Annotated in this window: 17 protein-coding genes; 7 read left to right on the top strand and 10 right to left on the bottom strand. The window is 72.4% G+C overall.

What is annotated here, in order from left to right; all coding sequences use genetic code 11:
* Positions 1–15: 15 nt before the first annotated feature.
* Positions 16–684: an anti-sigma factor gene (locus tag MUY22_RS17745; RefSeq protein ID WP_247061034.1), complete on the bottom strand. Its 669-nt coding sequence runs from the start codon at positions 682–684 to the stop codon at positions 16–18.
* Positions 681–1,295, bottom strand: coding sequence for an RNA polymerase sigma factor SigE (gene sigE, locus MUY22_RS17740; RefSeq protein ID WP_371827626.1), 615 nt, complete (start codon positions 1,293–1,295; stop codon positions 681–683). Before sigE ends, MUY22_RS17745 begins: the two co-directional genes overlap by 4 nt.
* 190 nt (positions 1,296–1,485) lie before the next feature.
* Here sigE and MUY22_RS17735 point away from each other — a divergent pair, with 190 nt between their 5' ends.
* Positions 1,486–2,130, top strand: a complete 645-nt coding sequence (locus tag MUY22_RS17735; RefSeq protein WP_247061033.1) for an O-methyltransferase — start codon at positions 1,486–1,488, stop codon at positions 2,128–2,130.
* Between the two features lie 2 nt (positions 2,131–2,132).
* Here MUY22_RS17735 and MUY22_RS17730 read toward each other — a convergent pair whose 3' ends face one another.
* Positions 2,133–3,314: an MFS transporter gene (locus tag MUY22_RS17730; RefSeq protein ID WP_247061032.1), complete on the bottom strand. Its 1,182-nt coding sequence runs from the start codon at positions 3,312–3,314 to the stop codon at positions 2,133–2,135.
* A gap of 62 nt (positions 3,315–3,376) precedes the next feature.
* On the opposite strand from MUY22_RS17730, the gene MUY22_RS17725 reads away from it, so the two are divergent.
* Positions 3,377–4,282, top strand: a complete 906-nt coding sequence (locus MUY22_RS17725; protein ID WP_247061031.1) for a LysR family transcriptional regulator — start codon at positions 3,377–3,379, stop codon at positions 4,280–4,282.
* Between the two features lie 233 nt (positions 4,283–4,515).
* On the opposite strand, the gene MUY22_RS17720 is transcribed toward MUY22_RS17725, so the two are convergent.
* Together MUY22_RS17720 and MUY22_RS17715 are read right to left on the bottom strand one after the other, a co-directional pair.
* Positions 4,516–5,988: a M17 family metallopeptidase gene (locus tag MUY22_RS17720; protein WP_247061030.1), complete on the bottom strand. Its 1,473-nt coding sequence runs from the start codon at positions 5,986–5,988 to the stop codon at positions 4,516–4,518.
* Between the two features lie 90 nt (positions 5,989–6,078).
* Positions 6,079–6,246, bottom strand: coding sequence for a DUF3117 domain-containing protein (locus tag MUY22_RS17715; RefSeq protein WP_005155393.1), 168 nt, complete (start codon positions 6,244–6,246; stop codon positions 6,079–6,081).
* Positions 6,247–6,444: 198 nt separating this feature from the next.
* On the opposite strand from MUY22_RS17715, the gene MUY22_RS17710 reads away from it, so the two are divergent.
* The gene (locus MUY22_RS17710; protein ID WP_247061029.1) at positions 6,445–7,239 is read left to right on the top strand and encodes an enoyl-CoA hydratase-related protein; all 795 of its coding nucleotides are present in this window, start codon (positions 6,445–6,447) and stop codon (positions 7,237–7,239) included.
* 19 nt (positions 7,240–7,258) lie between these two features.
* Here the strand turns inward: MUY22_RS17710 and MUY22_RS17705 are convergent, their stop codons facing one another.
* From MUY22_RS17705 to MUY22_RS17685, 5 genes are read right to left on the bottom strand one after another with little or no spacing between them, the layout of a single operon-like run.
* The gene (locus MUY22_RS17705; RefSeq protein WP_247061028.1) at positions 7,259–7,822 is read right to left on the bottom strand and encodes a DNA-3-methyladenine glycosylase I; all 564 of its coding nucleotides are present in this window, start codon (positions 7,820–7,822) and stop codon (positions 7,259–7,261) included.
* Positions 7,815–8,285, bottom strand: a complete 471-nt coding sequence (locus MUY22_RS17700; RefSeq protein ID WP_247061026.1) for an SRPBCC family protein — start codon at positions 8,283–8,285, stop codon at positions 7,815–7,817. The genes MUY22_RS17705 and MUY22_RS17700 overlap by 8 nt, the downstream gene beginning before the upstream one ends.
* Positions 8,282–8,629, bottom strand: coding sequence for a DivIVA domain-containing protein (locus MUY22_RS17695; protein WP_247061024.1), 348 nt, complete (start codon positions 8,627–8,629; stop codon positions 8,282–8,284). Before MUY22_RS17695 ends, MUY22_RS17700 begins: the two co-directional genes overlap by 4 nt.
* Positions 8,626–9,294, bottom strand: a complete 669-nt coding sequence (locus MUY22_RS17690) for a permease prefix domain 1-containing protein (RefSeq protein WP_247061022.1) — start codon at positions 9,292–9,294, stop codon at positions 8,626–8,628. The genes MUY22_RS17695 and MUY22_RS17690 overlap by 4 nt, the downstream gene beginning before the upstream one ends.
* Entirely contained in the window at positions 9,291–9,608 is a 318-nt protein-coding gene (locus MUY22_RS17685; RefSeq protein WP_247061020.1) for a helix-turn-helix transcriptional regulator, read from the bottom strand. The genes MUY22_RS17690 and MUY22_RS17685 overlap by 4 nt, the downstream gene beginning before the upstream one ends.
* 60 nt (positions 9,609–9,668) lie before the next feature.
* On the opposite strand from MUY22_RS17685, the gene MUY22_RS17680 reads away from it, so the two are divergent.
* From MUY22_RS17680 to cydC, 4 genes are all read left to right on the top strand, one after another.
* A complete protein-coding gene (locus MUY22_RS17680) occupies positions 9,669–10,832 on the top strand; it encodes a cytochrome ubiquinol oxidase subunit I (protein WP_247061018.1) in 1,164 nt (387 codons plus the stop codon).
* Between the two features lie 3 nt (positions 10,833–10,835).
* Positions 10,836–11,825, top strand: a complete 990-nt coding sequence (locus MUY22_RS17675) for a cytochrome d ubiquinol oxidase subunit II (RefSeq protein WP_247061016.1) — start codon at positions 10,836–10,838, stop codon at positions 11,823–11,825.
* Between the two features lie 9 nt (positions 11,826–11,834).
* Positions 11,835–13,382, top strand: coding sequence for a thiol reductant ABC exporter subunit CydD (cydD, locus tag MUY22_RS17670; RefSeq protein WP_247061014.1), 1,548 nt, complete (start codon positions 11,835–11,837; stop codon positions 13,380–13,382).
* 486 nt (positions 13,383–13,868) lie between these two features.
* Positions 13,869–15,470, top strand: a complete 1,602-nt coding sequence (gene cydC, locus MUY22_RS17665) for a thiol reductant ABC exporter subunit CydC (RefSeq protein ID WP_247061012.1) — start codon at positions 13,869–13,871, stop codon at positions 15,468–15,470.
* Positions 15,471–15,535 lie beyond the last annotated feature (65 nt).

Genomic DNA, 15,535 nt, shown 5'->3' with positions numbered 1-15,535 from the left:
CGTGCGCGGATCCGGTCAGCGAACGCCGACCGGCACCGCGATCGGCGAGCTCACCGGGGTGGACGTCACCGAGGGGGCCGGCTCCAGGCGCGGGGCCTGGGGCACCGCCATCTGGGCCGGGAGCAGGTTCGCGTTCTGCGGGACCTGGCCGCCCGTGTCCGGGGTGCCGTCACCGCTGTCCGCCGTGGTTCCCACCAGGGCCAGCGCGCTCAGCACCAACCCCGACACGACCACGCCCGCGCCCTGCGCCGCGCGGCGCTTGAAGCGGCCGCCGCCCAGGACGTTCGGGGACTGGCCGAGCGGGGCCGACGAGCCGAGCGGTGCCACGCCGCCCAGGACACCCGAGTCGCGCAGGCCGGCGACCCGGTCGGGCCGCTGGACCGCGACGAGCTGGCCGTCGGCGGTGATCGCCAGGTTGTCGGGGCTGCTGGGCAGGTCCGTGTGCTCCGGGATGGACCGGAGGCTCGCCAGGAACCCGGCCGACATCGACGGCGCGCCCGCGCCGCGGATCGCGGCGCAGGCCTGTCGCTGGGCCTGGACGTCACCGGCGCAGGAAGCGCAGCGCGTGATGTGCGACGCCGCGCGGTCACGCGCGCCGTGCGAGAGCTCGCCGTCCACGAACGCGACCACGGCGTCCGGCAGCAGGTGCGACTCGGGGAGTCCCCAGCCTCGCGGTGCGGTCATACCGACACCTTCGCAGACTCCGGGGCGTGACTGCGCCGGCGCTCCAGCGAAGCGCGCAGCGCCTGCCGGCCGCGGTGGATCCGGCTGCGGACGGTCCCCAGCTTGACGTTGAGCGTGGCGCCGATCTCCTCGTACGAGAGGCCTTCGACGTCACACAGCACCACGGCGGCCCGGAACTCCGGCGGCAGCTCGTCGAGCGCGGCCTGCAGGTCCGGGTCCAGGTGGGTGTCGGTGTAGACCTGCTCGGGGCTCGGGTCGTCGCCCACGATGCGGTCGGTGTCCTCCGGCAGGCCTTCCATGCGCACCCGCGAACGGCGGCGGGCCATGTCCAGGAACAGGTTGGTGGTGATCCGGTGCAGCCAGCCCTCGAACGTGCCGGGCTTGTAGGACGCCAGCGACCGGAAGACCCGGATGAAGGTCTCCTGGGTGAGGTCCTCGGCGTCGTGGGTGTTGCCGGTCAGGCGGTAGGCGAGCCGGTAGACCCGGTCACCGTGCTCGCGGACGACCTCGTCCCACGACGGTGGCGTCCAGGCCGCCTCGTCGAGGGACACGGGCTGAGCCGCGTCGACGGCCGTATCGGCGTTCTGCATCGCGGGAGCAGGCACCTCCATCTGTGTTTCTCCTGTCTGCTCCACCCAACGCGGGCCACGGGCACGGTGTTCCCGTGCGTCTGGATTCGAGTCTGTCGGCGTTCCTTATGGTTCTAGTGAGACTGGACTGAGAACAGGCTGAGAAGTTCTTCCGGGGTGCTTACCAGGGAGCCTGCGCGGATTTATCGACAACCAACGCTAACCTCCGTGCGTGAACACGCCCACCCCTGCGGCCGCACCGGCCGACTCCGGGTTCGTCGACGGGTACCTGCCCGACGACGAGGTGCTGTCTTCGGCGCGCGCACGGGCCGAGGACCTGGGCTGCAGCCCGCTGAGCGCGGGCGCGGGCGCGACCCTGCGGTTCCTGGCCGCCACGCTGCGCGCGAAGGCCGTCGTCGAGGTCGGCACGGGCGCCGGCGTGAGCGGGCTGAGCCTGCTGCGCGGGATGGCCCCGGAGGGCATCCTGACGTCGATCGACCTCGAGCCGGAGTACCAGCGGGCCGCACGCGCGACGTTCCGCGAGGCCGGCTACGCACCGGGCCGGACCCGCTTGATCGTCGGGCGCGCACTGGACGTCCTGCAGCGGCTGACGCCGGGCGGCTACGACCTGGTGTTCGTCGACTCGGCGCACATCGAGTACCCGGGGTGCTACGAGCTGGGCGTATCGCTGCTGCGCCGCGGCGGGATCATCGCGTTCCACAACGTCCTGGCGGGCGGCCGGGTGATCGACCCGTCCCGCCGTGACCCGGAGACACTGGCCCTGCGCGAGGTGGCACGGGCGTTTCGCGAGGACGAACGCCTGGTCCCAGCCCTGTTGCCGGTGGGCGGCGGTCTGCTGGTGGCCGCGGCGATCTGAGCTCAGCTCGGGACCAGCTCGCGGTGCGCGGTGCGGACCCGGGTTCCGGCGGCCACCGCGGCCGCCGCCAGCAGGAGCCAGATCGTCACCAGCGCGATCAGCCGGCCCCAGCCCGCGTGGCCGTAGACGTTCGCGCCCGCCGCGCCGCCGATGCTGCTGCCCAGGTAGTACGTCGCCGTGTACATGCCGCCCACCTGGCCTCGCGCGTCCTCGGGGGCGTCGGCCGCCGCCCAGCCGTTGGCGACCGCGTGCGCGGCGAAGAACGCGCAGGTCAGCACCAGGAAACCGGCGATGACCAGCGGCAGCGAGTCCGGCAGGGTCAGCGCCGCCCCGGCGGCCATCAGCAGCAGCGAGCCGATCACCGCGCGACGACGGCCGACGCGCGCCACCAGCCGTCCGGCCGCCGCCGAGGACACCGAACCCGTCGCGTAGGCGAGGAACACCAGCGACGCGATCGCCGGCGAAAGGTTCAGCGGGTCGCCGGTCAGCCGGAACCCGGCCGCGTTGTAGAGCGCGACGAACGAGCCCATCGCGAGCAGCGCCACGGCGTACTGCGCCAGCAGCACCGGGCGGCGCACCGCCGTCAGCAGGCCCGCCGCGACCGCCTTGAGCTGCACCTTCCCGCGAGCCGTGCCGGGCGGCAGCGTCACGACGGTGATCGCGGCGCACACCGCGCCGATGCCCGCGACGACGTAGAGCGCGCCGCGCCAGCCGAGCGGCCCGGCGGAGAAGCCCGCCGACAGCCGGCCGAGCATGCCGCCGACCGTGTTGCCCGCGATCATCGCGCCGACGGCGGCGGCGACGCCCGCGCGGCCGAGCCGTTCGGCCAGGTAGGCGGCCGCGACCCCGGGGAACCCGGCGATCGCGATGCCCTGCAGCGCGCGCAGCACGAGCAGCGCCGGATACGTCGGCATCAGCGGCAGCAGCAGCCCGAACACGACCGACGCGATCACCGAAGTCACGATCACCGGCCGCCGCCCGACCACCTCGGACAGCGCGGCGATCGGCAGGACCGCGATGGCCAGCGCGCCGGTCGCGACGCTCACCGCGAGCGCCGCGCCGCCGGGATCGAGGTGGTACTGCGCGGCGAGCTGCGGGAGCACCGGCTGCGGCGCGTAGAGCAGGGCGAAGGAAGAGATCCCGGCCGCGGCGACGGCGGTCTTGACTCGGCGGGTGGTGGTCACCAGCCGAAAGTAAGCAGGGCTAACCAATACGTCCAATACGCAGTTGGTCCATAATCCATGTGATGACGTATGACTCGCTGTCCGCGCAGGTCGCACCGCACCTGCGGCTCCTCGTCGCGCTGCGGGCTACGGGGAACGTCACACGCGCGGCCGAACTGCTGGGCGTCCCGCAGCCGACGGTGAGCCGCCGGATCGCGGCACTGGCCGACGCGCTGGGCGCGCCCCTGACCGTCCCGGACGGCCGCGGCATCCGGCTCACCCGCGCGGCGGAACTGCTGGCCGAAGCGGCCGAGCGGGCCCTCGCCGCGGTCGACACCGGCGTCCGGCTGGCGCGCGAGGAGGTGGCGCCGGAGTCCGGGCACGTGGTGCTCGGGTTCCTGCACCTGCTGGGGCGGACGCTGGTGCCGACGCTGCTGCGCGGCTACCGGGCGCGGTACCCGGGAGTGCGGTTCACGCTGGTCCAGGGCTCGCGGCAGGACATGCTCGACCGGCTCGCGGGTGGCGAGCTGGACCTCGCGCTGCTCGCGCCGTTGCCGTCGGAGGCGCCTTCGCTGGTCTCGGCGGGGCTGGCCGAGGAGGAGATCCTGCTGTCGGTCCCGACGGGCCACCGGCTCGCGGACCGGCGGCAGGTGCGGGTGGCCGAGCTGGCCGAGGAGGAGTTCGTGCTGCTGGAGCCGGGTTACGGCGTCCGCACGCTGACGGACGAACTCTGCGCGGCGGCGGGCTTCACGCCCCGCATCGCGTTCGAGGGCCAGGAGTCCGACACGGTCCGCGGCCTGGTCGCGGCCGGTCTCGGCGTGGCGCTGCTGCCCCGGTTCGGCCCGGGCACGCCGGCGGGAGTGGCGGAAGTACCGCTGAACCCACCGGCGTCACGCACGATCGGCCTGGTGTGGCGCGCGGGCGAGCCGACAACACCGGCGGTGACGGTCTTCCGCGACCACGTGCTGACGACGGCGGGGCGCAAATAATCCGGCCGCCGCCGAGAAACTCCCCCACCCTTCCCTGGGGGGCGTCCCCGGGTCCAGTCTATCGGCGGCCCCCGACGAAGCCCGGCGAAAACGGTCGTGAGCAGCGAGTTGTCCACAATCCAGCCGGGCTGTGGACAACCTGGGCGGCGCGACGGCGGCGACAGTGCGGCACCAGCGCGGACAGCCCGACAACCGCACGGACAGCACGTGCCGCCGCCACATGGCCGGCGAACTCAGCCCAGTGAAGCGGCCAGCTCCACCAGGGTCCGGGCCGCGAAGCCCGTCGCGCCCGGGACCACCTCGTTGTAGTTCTTCTCCGACCTCGCCGGGCCCGCGATGTCCAGGTGGGCCCACGGCAGGCCCTCGGTGAACTCGCGCAGGAACAGCGCCGCCGTGATGCTGCCCGGGCCGCCCGGGGTCTGGCGGACGTCGCCGAACTCGCCTCGGACGTTCTCCGCGTAGTCCTCCACCAGCGGCATGCGCCACCACGCCTCGCCGACCCGCGCACCCGCCGCGACGACCGATGACGCCAGCGCGTCGTCCGTGGCGAACAGGCCGCCGGTGCGCAGGCCGAGTGACACCTTCATCGCGCCGGTGAGCGTCGCCGCGTCGACGACGACGTCCGGGGCGTACCGCTTGATGCCGTACGCCAGCGCGTCGGCCAGGACCATCCGGCCCTCGGCGTCGGTGTTGCCGACCTCGGTCGTCTTGCCGCCGTAGTGGCGGACGATGTCGCCCGGCCGGTACGCCGACCCCGACACGTGGTTCTCGGCCGCCGGCACCAGCGCGGTGACCCGCACCGGGAGCCCGAGCGCGGCGATCGCGCGGGTCGCGGCGATCACGGCCGCGCCGCCCGCCATGTCCGTGCGCATCAAGTGCATGCCGTCGGCCGGCTTGATCGACAGGCCGCCGGTGTCGAACGTGATGCCCTTGCCCACCAGCAGCAGGTGCTTGACCGCACCGGAAGCACCGGACGGCTTGTAGGACAGCTCGATCAGCCGCGGCGGCCGCGCGGAACCGCCGCCGACGGCCAGCACGCCGCCGAAGCCCTGCTCCGCGAGCCACTGCTCGTCGCGGATCGTCGCCTCGACGCGCGGGCCGGCCACCTTCGCCGCGGTGTCCGCGAGCCAGGCCGGGGACTTGACGTTCGAGGGGGTGTTCGCGAGGTCGCGGGTCAGCGCCGTCGCGGCGGCCAGCGCCGTCGCGCGCTCGACGAGCTCGGTGTGGCTCGCCACCGCGCGGTCGTGCGTCACCAGCCGCACCGTCCGCACGGCCGGCTTCGGGTCCTCTGTGGACACCTTGAAGCGGTAGCCGCCGAGCAGCAGCCCCAGCGCCAGCTCCGTGACGTGCTCGCCGGACGCCTCCTCGGGCAGCACGAGCTGCACCGCGCGGAACGCCTTCCCGCCGTGCTCGACGTCGCCGGCCAGCCCCGCGTTCACCGCGCGGACCAGCGCCGCACCGGTCTTGCGGTACTGCTTCGGCTCGCCGTCGCCGAGCCCCGCGACCCAGCGGGGGCCGTCGCCGGGGACCGTCTGCACGTCGCCCGCTTTGCCGGTGATCCGGACGCCGCCGACCTCGACCGGCTCGGCCTCGACGTCGTCGGCCGGCGCGGTCACGAGCCGGACGGTCGGGGTGCCGCGGCGAAGGTCGCCCGCGACCTCGATGTCGAGGAGACTAGTCGGAACGGGGGGTAGCGGATTACGCACAGTGAGCAACCTTCGGGCGCAGAGGAACCGCGACCCCGGCCTCCGAAGGGAGACCGGGGTGCGACGGAAGGACGGTTCTGGGGGGCCGGTTCAGCCGGTGACCTCCTGCAAAGCGGCGCCGAGGTCTTTCGCTTCCTCCGCGGAGAGTTCGACGACGAGTCGCCCGCCACCCTCGAGCGGTACGCGCATCACGAGGCCCCGCCCCTCCTTAGTCACTTCGAGGGGACCATCTCCGGTCCGGGGCTTCATGGCCGCCATAGCGTGCTCCCTCCGTCTCAACCGGCGCGCCCGGGTCGCGCTCGCGTGAAAGCCAGCCGGGTCTTACCGTCCATTGTCCCCTATCAGCGCCTCGGCGCATCAGCGGACCGATCTTTTGCTGCCGTATCGGTGCTGGTATGCGGCCCGCGAGGGGTGTGAGAGTCTCGGACGACCGATGTTTCAGCGCAAGGAGAAGACGTGACCACATCCGACGTCCTGCTGATCGCCGACGCCGACGGGGTGCGCACCCTCACCCTCAACCGGCCGCAGGCGTACAACTCGCTGACCGTCGAGCTGAAGGAAGCACTGCTCGCGGCCCTGCGCGGGGCGTCCGGCGACGAGAGCGTCCGGGCCGTCGTGCTGACCGGTTCGGGCAAGGCGTTCTGCGCCGGCCAGGATTTGAAGGAGCACGTCGGGTTGCTGCAAGCGGGTGACCCCGCCCCGCTACACACGGTGAAGGAGCACTACAACCCGATCGTCAAGGCGATCGTGGCCATGGCGAAGCCCGTCATCGCGGCGGTCAACGGCACCGCCGCCGGGGCCGGCGCGGCCTTCGCCTACGCCAGTGACCTGCGGATCGCCGCCGAGTCGTCGTCGTTCCTGATGGCCTTCGCGAACGTCGGGCTGGGCCCGGATTCGGGCGCGTCGTGGACGTTGCAGCGGCTGGTCGGCTACGGCCGCGCCGCCGAGCTGATGCTGCTGGCCCGCACCGTCGACGCCGCCGAGGCGCAGCGGCTCGGCCTGGTCGGCGAGGTCGTGCCGGACGACGAGCTGGCGGCGCGCGCCCAGCAGGTCGCGGCGAAGCTCGCGACCGGGCCGACCGTGGCGTACGCGAAGATCAAGAGCGTGCTCAACCTCGCCGCGCAGTCGACGTTCGACGAGGCGCTCGACGCCGAGGACGCCGCCCAGACCGCGCTGGGCGCGACCGCCGACCACGCCGAAGCCGTCGAGGCCTTCGTCGGCAAGCGCAAGCCGGCCTTCCAGGGCAAGTAAGCGCCGGGCTGCTTCCGGGTCAACCGGCCCGGAAGCAGCCTTGGATGTGGTCGTCGACCATGCCGGTGGCCTGCATCAGCGCGTAGCACGTCGTCGGGCCGAGGAACGCGAAGCCGCGCTTCTTCAGCTCTTTCGCCATCGCCTTCGACTCGTCCGTGATGGCCGGGACGTCGGCCATCGTCTTCGGCCGCTGGTGCGAAGAGGGTGCGAACGACCACAGCAGGTCGTCCAGCGGGACGTCCAGGTCGGCGATCGCCCGGGCGTTGTTGATCGCCGCCAGGATCTTCGCGCGGTTCCGCACGATCCCCGCGTCCTGCATCAGCCGCTCGATGTCGGCGTCGCCGAACTTCGCCACCTTCACCGGCTTGAACTGCTTGAACGCCTTGCGGAAGTTCTCGCGCTTGCGCAGGATCGTGATCCACGACAGCCCGGACTGGAACGCCTCGAGGCACAGGCGCTCGTACAGCTCGTCCTGGCCGTGGAGCGGCGTGCCCCACTCCTTGTCGTGGTAGTCGATGTAGTCCGGGGTCGAGTTGCCCCAGCTGCACCGCGGGACGCCGTCGGTGCCGATCAGTTCAGTCATCCGAGCCCCCGAACCCGCCCACCGAATAGTCCTCCGCGAACTTCGCGAACCGCCGCAGCGACTGGCGCACCCCCAGCGCGAACGCCGGCCGCACGACCGGCCAGCCGAGCCGGCCCAGCGGCCCGAACGGCAACCGCAGGTGCTCGGCCCAGACGAACGTCGAGCGCTGCGCGCCCTTCGGCACCACCTGGAACACGCCGGTGCCCTGCACGACGCTGCCGAAGTGCCGCACCGAGCACCGCACCGGCGGCTCCCAGGTGGTGATCTCCATCTTGTCGGTGAAGCCGATCCCGGCGACGCCGGTGAACGCGGCCAGTCGCGAGCCGACGCTGCGGCCGTTGCCTTCGGTCACCTCGACGTCGGTGCCCAGCATCCACTCGCCCTGGCGCGTCCAGTCCGTGAGCGCGAGCCAGGTCGTCCCGGCCGGCGCGCGGACGTCGACGGACAGCACGAGGTCCGTCACTGGGCGCTCTCCGGTGCGGTCTCCCGCTCGGCTTCGCGCTCCGGTTGAAGCTCGGGTTGACGCTGCTCCAGCTCGGCGACCCGGGTGCGCAGCTCGTCGATCTCGACGCCGAGGCGGCGCAGCACCCAGTCCACTTCGGACATCTTGTAGCCGCGCAGCACCAGCTGGAAGCGCACGTCCTCCAGGTCTTCGCCGGTGATGTCCTCGGCGGGCAGCCGCGTGGGCGAGCTGCCCGGCGGCAGCGGGGCCAGCTCCTCACCCCGGCCGAACACGACGGCGGCCAGGAGGAACACCACGGCGGCCACCAGCAGCATGACTACGAGGTAGATCAGCGCGGTCGTCACGCGACGATCGTGGCATACCCGCCCCAGGAACGTCTCGCGAGCACGACGAGCCGCAGGGAAAGAAGCACCCAGGCGACCATCAGCACGGCACACGGGACGCTCAGGAACAACCTCGACGCGTCGACGACGCCGGTCGAGCCGATCAGCAGGCCGACCGAGGCGAGGTTGACGCCGACGGCCACCGCGAGCAGGACACCGCAGAACCGGGCCAGCCGGACGGCGTCGAGGCGGCGGCTGAGCCAGCGGGTGCCGAGCAGCGCGAGCAGGCCGATGACCGGCACGACGAACACCGCGCCGTGGGTGAGGTGCGCGACGACGCGGTACCACTCCGGCGTCGACGTCGGCAGGTTCGTCCAGGCGCCGTAGGTGAGGATCCGGGCGTAGTCCCAGGACGCCTGCATCAGCGGCACGCCGATGACGAGCTTCCACAGCGTGCGGACGCCGCTGAGCATGCCGAGCTCGGCCTGGTAGTCGCGGGCGACGACGGCCGCCGGGCCGAAGTCGGCGACGGCGCGGCGCTCGGCGTCCTCGTCGCCGCGGCCGCCGGCGCGGTAGGCGTCGGCGGCGTCGTGCAGGCCGTCGCGCGCCTCGTCCAGCAGGTCGGCCTTGAACTTGCCGCAGCCGTGCAGCCGCCGGTCGAGGTCGGCCAGGTACTCGTCGATCATGCGCCCAGCACTCCCCCGATGACGGCCGTGAACTGCCGCCATTCCGTGCGTTCGGCGGCCAGGGCCTGCTGGCCGGCGCGGGTGAGCCGGTAGGTGCGGCGCTTGCGGCCGGAGACGACGTCCCACTCGCTGGCCAGCCAGCCGGCCCGCTCGAGCCGGCGCAGCGCCGGGTAGACCGTGCCGGTCGGCAGGTCGAGCGCGCCGTCGCTGCGCAGCTGCAGGGCCTCGATGATCGCGTAGCCGTGCAGCTTCCGGCCGTCGAGGACCGCCAGCAGCAACGCGTCGAGGTGCCCGCGCAGGGAGTCCGCCTTCATGGGTACGCAGTCTACACGTCGACTGGCTACATGTAGGCAGACTATGTGTAGCCTGGCTACATGAACGCACTCCCGGTCGCGAGACTCCAGTTCGCGACGACGACCTCGTTCCACTTCTTGTTCGTGCTGCTCACCCTGGGTTTGGTCACGCTGGTGGCCGTGATGCAGACGCGCTCGGCACTCGGCGGCAAGCCCGAACTCGAGCGGATGACGCGCTTCTGGGGCCGGCTGTACGTGATCAACTACGCGCTGGGGATCGTCACCGGGATCGTGATGGAGTTCCAGTTCGGGCTGACCTGGACCGGTCTTTCCGCCTTCGCCGGCGACGTCTTCGGCGCCCCGCTGGCCATCGAGACGCTCGTCGCGTTCTTCCTCGAGTCCACGTTCCTCGGGTTGTGGATCTTCGGCTTCGGGCGCATGGGCAAGTGGCTGCACCTCACGCTGATCTGGCTGGTCACGCTCACGGCGTACGCGTCGGCGCTGTTCATCATGCTGGCCAACTCGTTCCTGCAGGACCCGGTCGGCAGCCACGTCGAGCACGGCACCCTGCGCCTCGACGACTTCGGCGCGCTGTTCACCAACCCGGCGCTGGCCGCGTCGCTGCCACACGTGGTCGCCGCCGCGATCCTGACCGGCGGGTTCTTCGTGGCCGGCGTCAGCGCGTACCACTTCCTCAAGCGCACCACCGAGATCGAGTTCTTCCGCCGCTCGATGCGGATCGGCGTCGTCGCGGCGCTGATCGGCGCGATCCTGGTGGTCAACCAGGGTTTCGCGCAGTTCGGCGAGCTCGCGATGTACCAGCCCGACAAGCTCAAGTACGGCGGCGTCGGGCTGCCACTGGGCCTGATGATCATGCTCGGGTTCGTCATGCTGCTGTGCGCGCTGCTCGGCACGGCGCTGCTCTTCCGCGACTGGATCACCAAGGCCCGGTTCCTGCACCGCCTGATGGTCGCGGCCATCCCGCTGCCGTTCGCCGCCGCGATCCTCGGCTGGCTGGTGCGCGAGATCGGCCGTCAGCCGTGGCTGGTCTGGGGGAAGCTGCGCACCGCCGACGCGCTCGCGGACGTCCCGGCCGGCCAGATCCTGTTCTCGTTCATCGCTTTCTCACTGCTGTTCGCCGCGCTCGCCGTGGCCGATTGGGTGCTGCTGGCGCGCGTGGCCAAGCGCGGCCCGGAGCCGGTCGAGCGCGACGTCGCCGAACTGCCCGTCCTGAGCGGAGTCTGACCGGTGGTGACCTTCTGGTGGGGTGTACTGGGCCTGCTGACCTGCGGCTACTTCGCGCTCGCGGGGTACGACTACGGCGTCGGGATGCTGCTGCCCGCGTTCGACGCCGGCGAGCGAAGACGGCGGCAGACGCTCGGTGCGCTCGGGCCGTTCTTCCTGGCCAACGAGGTGTGGCTGGTGGCTGCGGTGGGCGTGCTGTTCGGCGCGTTCCCGCACCTGGAGGGCAAGGTGTTCGCCGGGGCGTACGTCCTGGTCGTGACGCTGCTGCTCGGCCTGGTGACGTTCACGGCGTCGATGCAGCTGCGCAGCCGCCGCCCCGGCGCGCCGCGCGGCGCGTGGACCGCGGGCATCGTCGGCGGCGCGCTGGTGACGGCGGTGTCGTGGGGCCTGTTCCTCGGCAACCTGGTGGCCGGGCTGCCGCTGACCGCCGACGGCTCGCCGTCCGGTGACGTCTTCGCGCTCTTCAACCCCTACGCCGTGCTGTGGGGGCTGGGGTTCGTCGCGCTGTTCTGCTTGCAGGGCGCGGTGTTCCTGGCGGTGCGCGCGCCGGCCGAGCTGACCGGGCGCGCGGTGCGGCTGGCGCGCGCGTTCCTTCCGCCGGCCATGGGCTTCCTCGTCGTCGCGACCGGATGGGGTTCGGTTGTCCTGCACGGGGTGACGGCGGCGGGCATCGGCGTGGTCGTGCTGGCGTTCCTCGCGCTGGGCTCGGTGTGGCTGGGTCTCGCGCTCAAGCGCCACCGGGTGGCGCTGCTCGGGGCGATGACGCTCGCGGCGTGTCCCGCGCTGCTGGTCGGCACGCTGCGGTTCCCCGCGATCCTGGTGGCGGACTCGGGTTACGCGCTCACGACGGATCAGGCGGCGACGTCGTCCGGCACGTTCGCGGTGCTGATGTGGTTCGCACCGCCTGCGGTGCTGGTGCTGCTCGTCGTGCAGTGGCTGACCTGGCGCGCGCACCGCGCCCCCGTCGACCAGCGTTCGCTGCTGCACTTCTAGGAGGACGTCGTGCCCGCACTGCCCGGCCTCCGGCGGTACCTGGTTCTGCTGACCTCGCTCGGCGTGCTCTCGGCGTTCGCGGTGTTGCTCCAGGCCGAAGGTCTCGCCACGCTGCTCACAGGCGGCGGTCTCTCGTTCAGCTTGGCTCTGGCGATCGCTTTACGCATAACGCTTTCACTGGTCGGCGATGTCCTCAGTGGACGATTTGCGTCCTCGGTCAAGGCGGGCCTGCGGCGTCGGCTGCTCGGCTCGTCGTCCGACCGGGCGGGTGTCGTCGCGACGCAGGTGACACGCGGTGTCGACGCCACCGACAGCTACCTGACGGGGTATCTGCCGACGCTCGTCGTGTCGGTGGTGGTGCCGGTCGCGGTGATCGTCCGGCTGTTCACGACGGACCTGACGTCGGCGCTGATCGTGACGGCGACCCTGCCGCTGATCCCGGTGTTCGCGATCCTGGTCGGCAAGCACACGTCGGCGCACACGCAGTGGGACCTGCTCAAGAAGCTGGGCGGGCACTTCCTCGACGTCGTCCGCGGGCTCGGGACGCTGAAGGTGTTCGGGCGGGCGGAGGCGCAGGCGCGCACGGTCCGCGCGATGGCGGACGCGCACGCGGACGCGACGCTGAAGACGTTGCGGGTGGCGTTCCTGTCGGCGCTGGTGCTGGAGCTGGTCGCGACGCTGTCGGTGGCGCTGGTCGCGGTCCCGATCGGCTTCCGGCTCCTGGACGGCGGCCTGGACGCGCGAACGGCGCTGTTGATCCTGATCCTGGCCCCGGAGGCGTACCTGCCGCTGCGAGCGGCGGGCGCGAAGTTCCACGCGGCGGCGGAGGGGTTGACGGCGTTGCGGGAAGCGCTTGCGGTGCCGGTGGTTTCGCTTCGTTCCGGGACCGTGGTTCGACGCCGGGGTGCGCCTTCGCTGGTCTTCGAGCGGGTGACCGTCCGTTTTGGCGACGTTGCCGCACTGTCCGATGTGGACCTGTCGGTGCCCGCCGGGTCGCGGCTGGCACTGGTCGGGCCGAGCGGATCCGGGAAGAGCACGTTGCTGGCGGTGCTGCTGGGGTTCGTCGCGCCGACATCGGGCCGGGTCCTGGCGGACGGGGTGGACGTGCGCGCGCTGGATCCTTCCGACTGGCTGGCGGACATCGCGTGGGTCCCGCAGCGGCCGACGTTGTTCCGGGGTTCGCTGGCTTCGAATATCGGACTGGGCCTCGCTGAGCCCGACGTCGCGGGCGCGGCCCGCGCGGCGGCGCTGGACCAGGTGGCGGCGGGGTTGCCGGGTGGGTACTCGGCTCAGGTGGGCGAGGGCCTGTCGGCCGGTCAGCGGCAGCGAGTGGGGCTGGCCCGGGCCCTGGCCCGGACGACGGCGGGGCTGGTACTGCTGGACGAGCCGACGGCCCGCCTGGACTCCCGCACGGAGGCGACGGTGCTGTCGGCGACCCGCCGGCTGCTGCCATCACGGACGGCGGTGCTGGTCGCGCACCGGCCGGCGATGGTCACGCTGGCGGACCGGGTGGTCGAGCTGCGCGACGGCCGGGTGGCCGCGGAGGTGGCGGCGTGAGGTTGTGCCTTGCGGTTGGTCCGCGCTGCGTTGCTGGGGCCGGAGCCAGAGCTGGGGCTGGGGCTGGGGCTGGGGCTGGGGCTGGGGCTGGAGCCGGGGCCGAGGCCGCTGCTCCTGCGCTGATGGCCGCCGCTGCCCTTCCGTTCACGGCGCACGCCGACCGCACCGAGGCCCCGAACGTCGCGGTGATCGGCTCCACCCCGCCGCTGGGGTGGGTCCGCGCCGCCGTCTTGTCAAGTTCGGTATCCACAGGCAAGCAGTTGTCCACAGATTTCCGCGCACCCCGTTTTCGCAGGCCAGGGGCGGTACGCTGGGATCGGGGACGCCCCCCTGGGAGTGGTGGGGGCTGCTCTGGGAGTGGTGGGGGCCGCTTGGGGCCGGGCGGCAGTCGTCGGCGGCGGGTGTGCCGCTGGGCCACGGCGGTCTCGCGGTGATCCGCTGCGACCTTCGCCCACGACCTCACTTCTCACCCCGGGGAATCACTTCATGAACAGCGCGAACGATCCCGCCGGAGCGGGACTGTGGGCCGTGTCCACAAAGGACCTCCTCCGCCTCACCCGCGCCGCGCTGCTCGCCGCTGGAGCCGAGCTGGCCGCGCTCGCTCTCATGGCCACCGCCGCCTGGTTGCTGCTTCGCGCCGCCGAACGGCCGCCTCTTGCCGCGCTCACCTTGGCCGTGACCGCTGTGCGGGCTCTTGCTCTTCTGCGTGGTGGCCTGCGGTACGCCGAACGGCTTGCCGGGCATGACGTCGTCCTGCGGTGGCTCGGCTCGTTGCGCACCCGCGTCTACCAAGCCCTCGTGCCCGGGTCGCGGTATTCCGGTGGGGACCTCCTCACCCGGCTCGTGTCCGATGTGGACGCTCTGCAGGACGCCGTCCTGCGGTGGTTGCTGCCCGCTGTTGTCGCCGGGGTCGTCGGGGTCACCGCTGTCGGGGTGGTGGCGACGGCCTCCGTGGGTGCCGCGGGGGCGTTGGCCACGGGGCTCGTCGTCGCCGGTGGGGTGCTGCCTTGGCTGGTCATCCGGGTCACGGCGGCGCGAGCGGTCGAAAACGCGCCGAAACGGGCGGAACTCGCCGAACGTGCCGTCGAGCTCGTCACCGGGTACCGGGAGCTGGTCGCCGCCGGGGCGCTCGAAGAGAAACGCGCAGCCGCGCACGACGTTGTCGAGCAGCTCAGGGAACCGGTCGTCAAGACCGCTCTGCTCGGCGCCGCGGGGATCCTCGTCCAGCTCGTCACCACCATCGCCGTCTGCCTTCTCTGCGACGCCTCCGTTCCGTGGACCGCCGCTCTCACCCTCGGCGCCATGACGACGTTCGAGGTCGTCCTCCCGCTGATCACCGCCGCTCGCCGGGTTCCGGAGATCCGTGCGTCGGCGGCTCGGGTGACGGCCGTGCTCGCCACGCCGCCGGTCAGCCCGGGCACCCGCACCGTCCACGAAGGACACTTCAGGCTGGAACGCGCCGGCCTCCGTTATCCGGGACGCGCGCCCGCGCTGCTGGACGTCGACCTCGACCTCGCGCCCGGCCGCCGCGTCGGGATCCTCGGGCCCAGCGGGGCCGGGAAGACCACCCTCCTGCGCCTGCTCCTCGGCCTCGAAACCCCGACCTCCGGGCGCGTCACCCTCGACGGCCACCCGCTCGCCGAGTACGCCGACCTGGCGAAAGCCGTCTCCGGGGCGCTCGCCGACGCGCACGTCTTCCACACCACCGTCCGCGAGAACCTCCTGCTCGCTAAGCCGGACGCGACCGACGACGAGCTGCGCGAAGCCTGCGAAACCGCCGGCTTCGACCTGGCCCTCGACCGCGACACCGGCCCGGACGGCGACGCGCTCTCCGGCGGTCAGCGGCAACGGCTGATCCTGGCCCGCGCGGTGCTGGCGGCGCCCCGGGTCCTGGTGCTCGACGAGCCGGTCGACGGCCTCGACCCCGCGCACGGCGACGCCGTCCTCAAGCGCGTCCTCGAGCGCGTCCTCGAGCGCACGCGGGGCAGCGTCGTCCTCGTGACGCACCGGCCCGAGCACCTCGACGGCTTCGACCAGGTCCTCACCCTCGAGGACGGCCGTGACCGAACCGACGGCGAGCGCCGGTAGCACAACGGAAACCGTCCGGTCACCCTTCGCGGTCAAGATGTCCTCACGCGCCGCTCGAACCGACT

Source organism: Amycolatopsis sp. WQ 127309 (assembly GCF_023023025.1).
Classification (GTDB): Bacteria; Actinomycetota; Actinomycetes; order Mycobacteriales; family Pseudonocardiaceae; genus Amycolatopsis.
The sequence above is the reverse complement of the archived record's forward strand: the minus strand, read 5'-3'. Positions and strand labels throughout refer to the sequence as shown.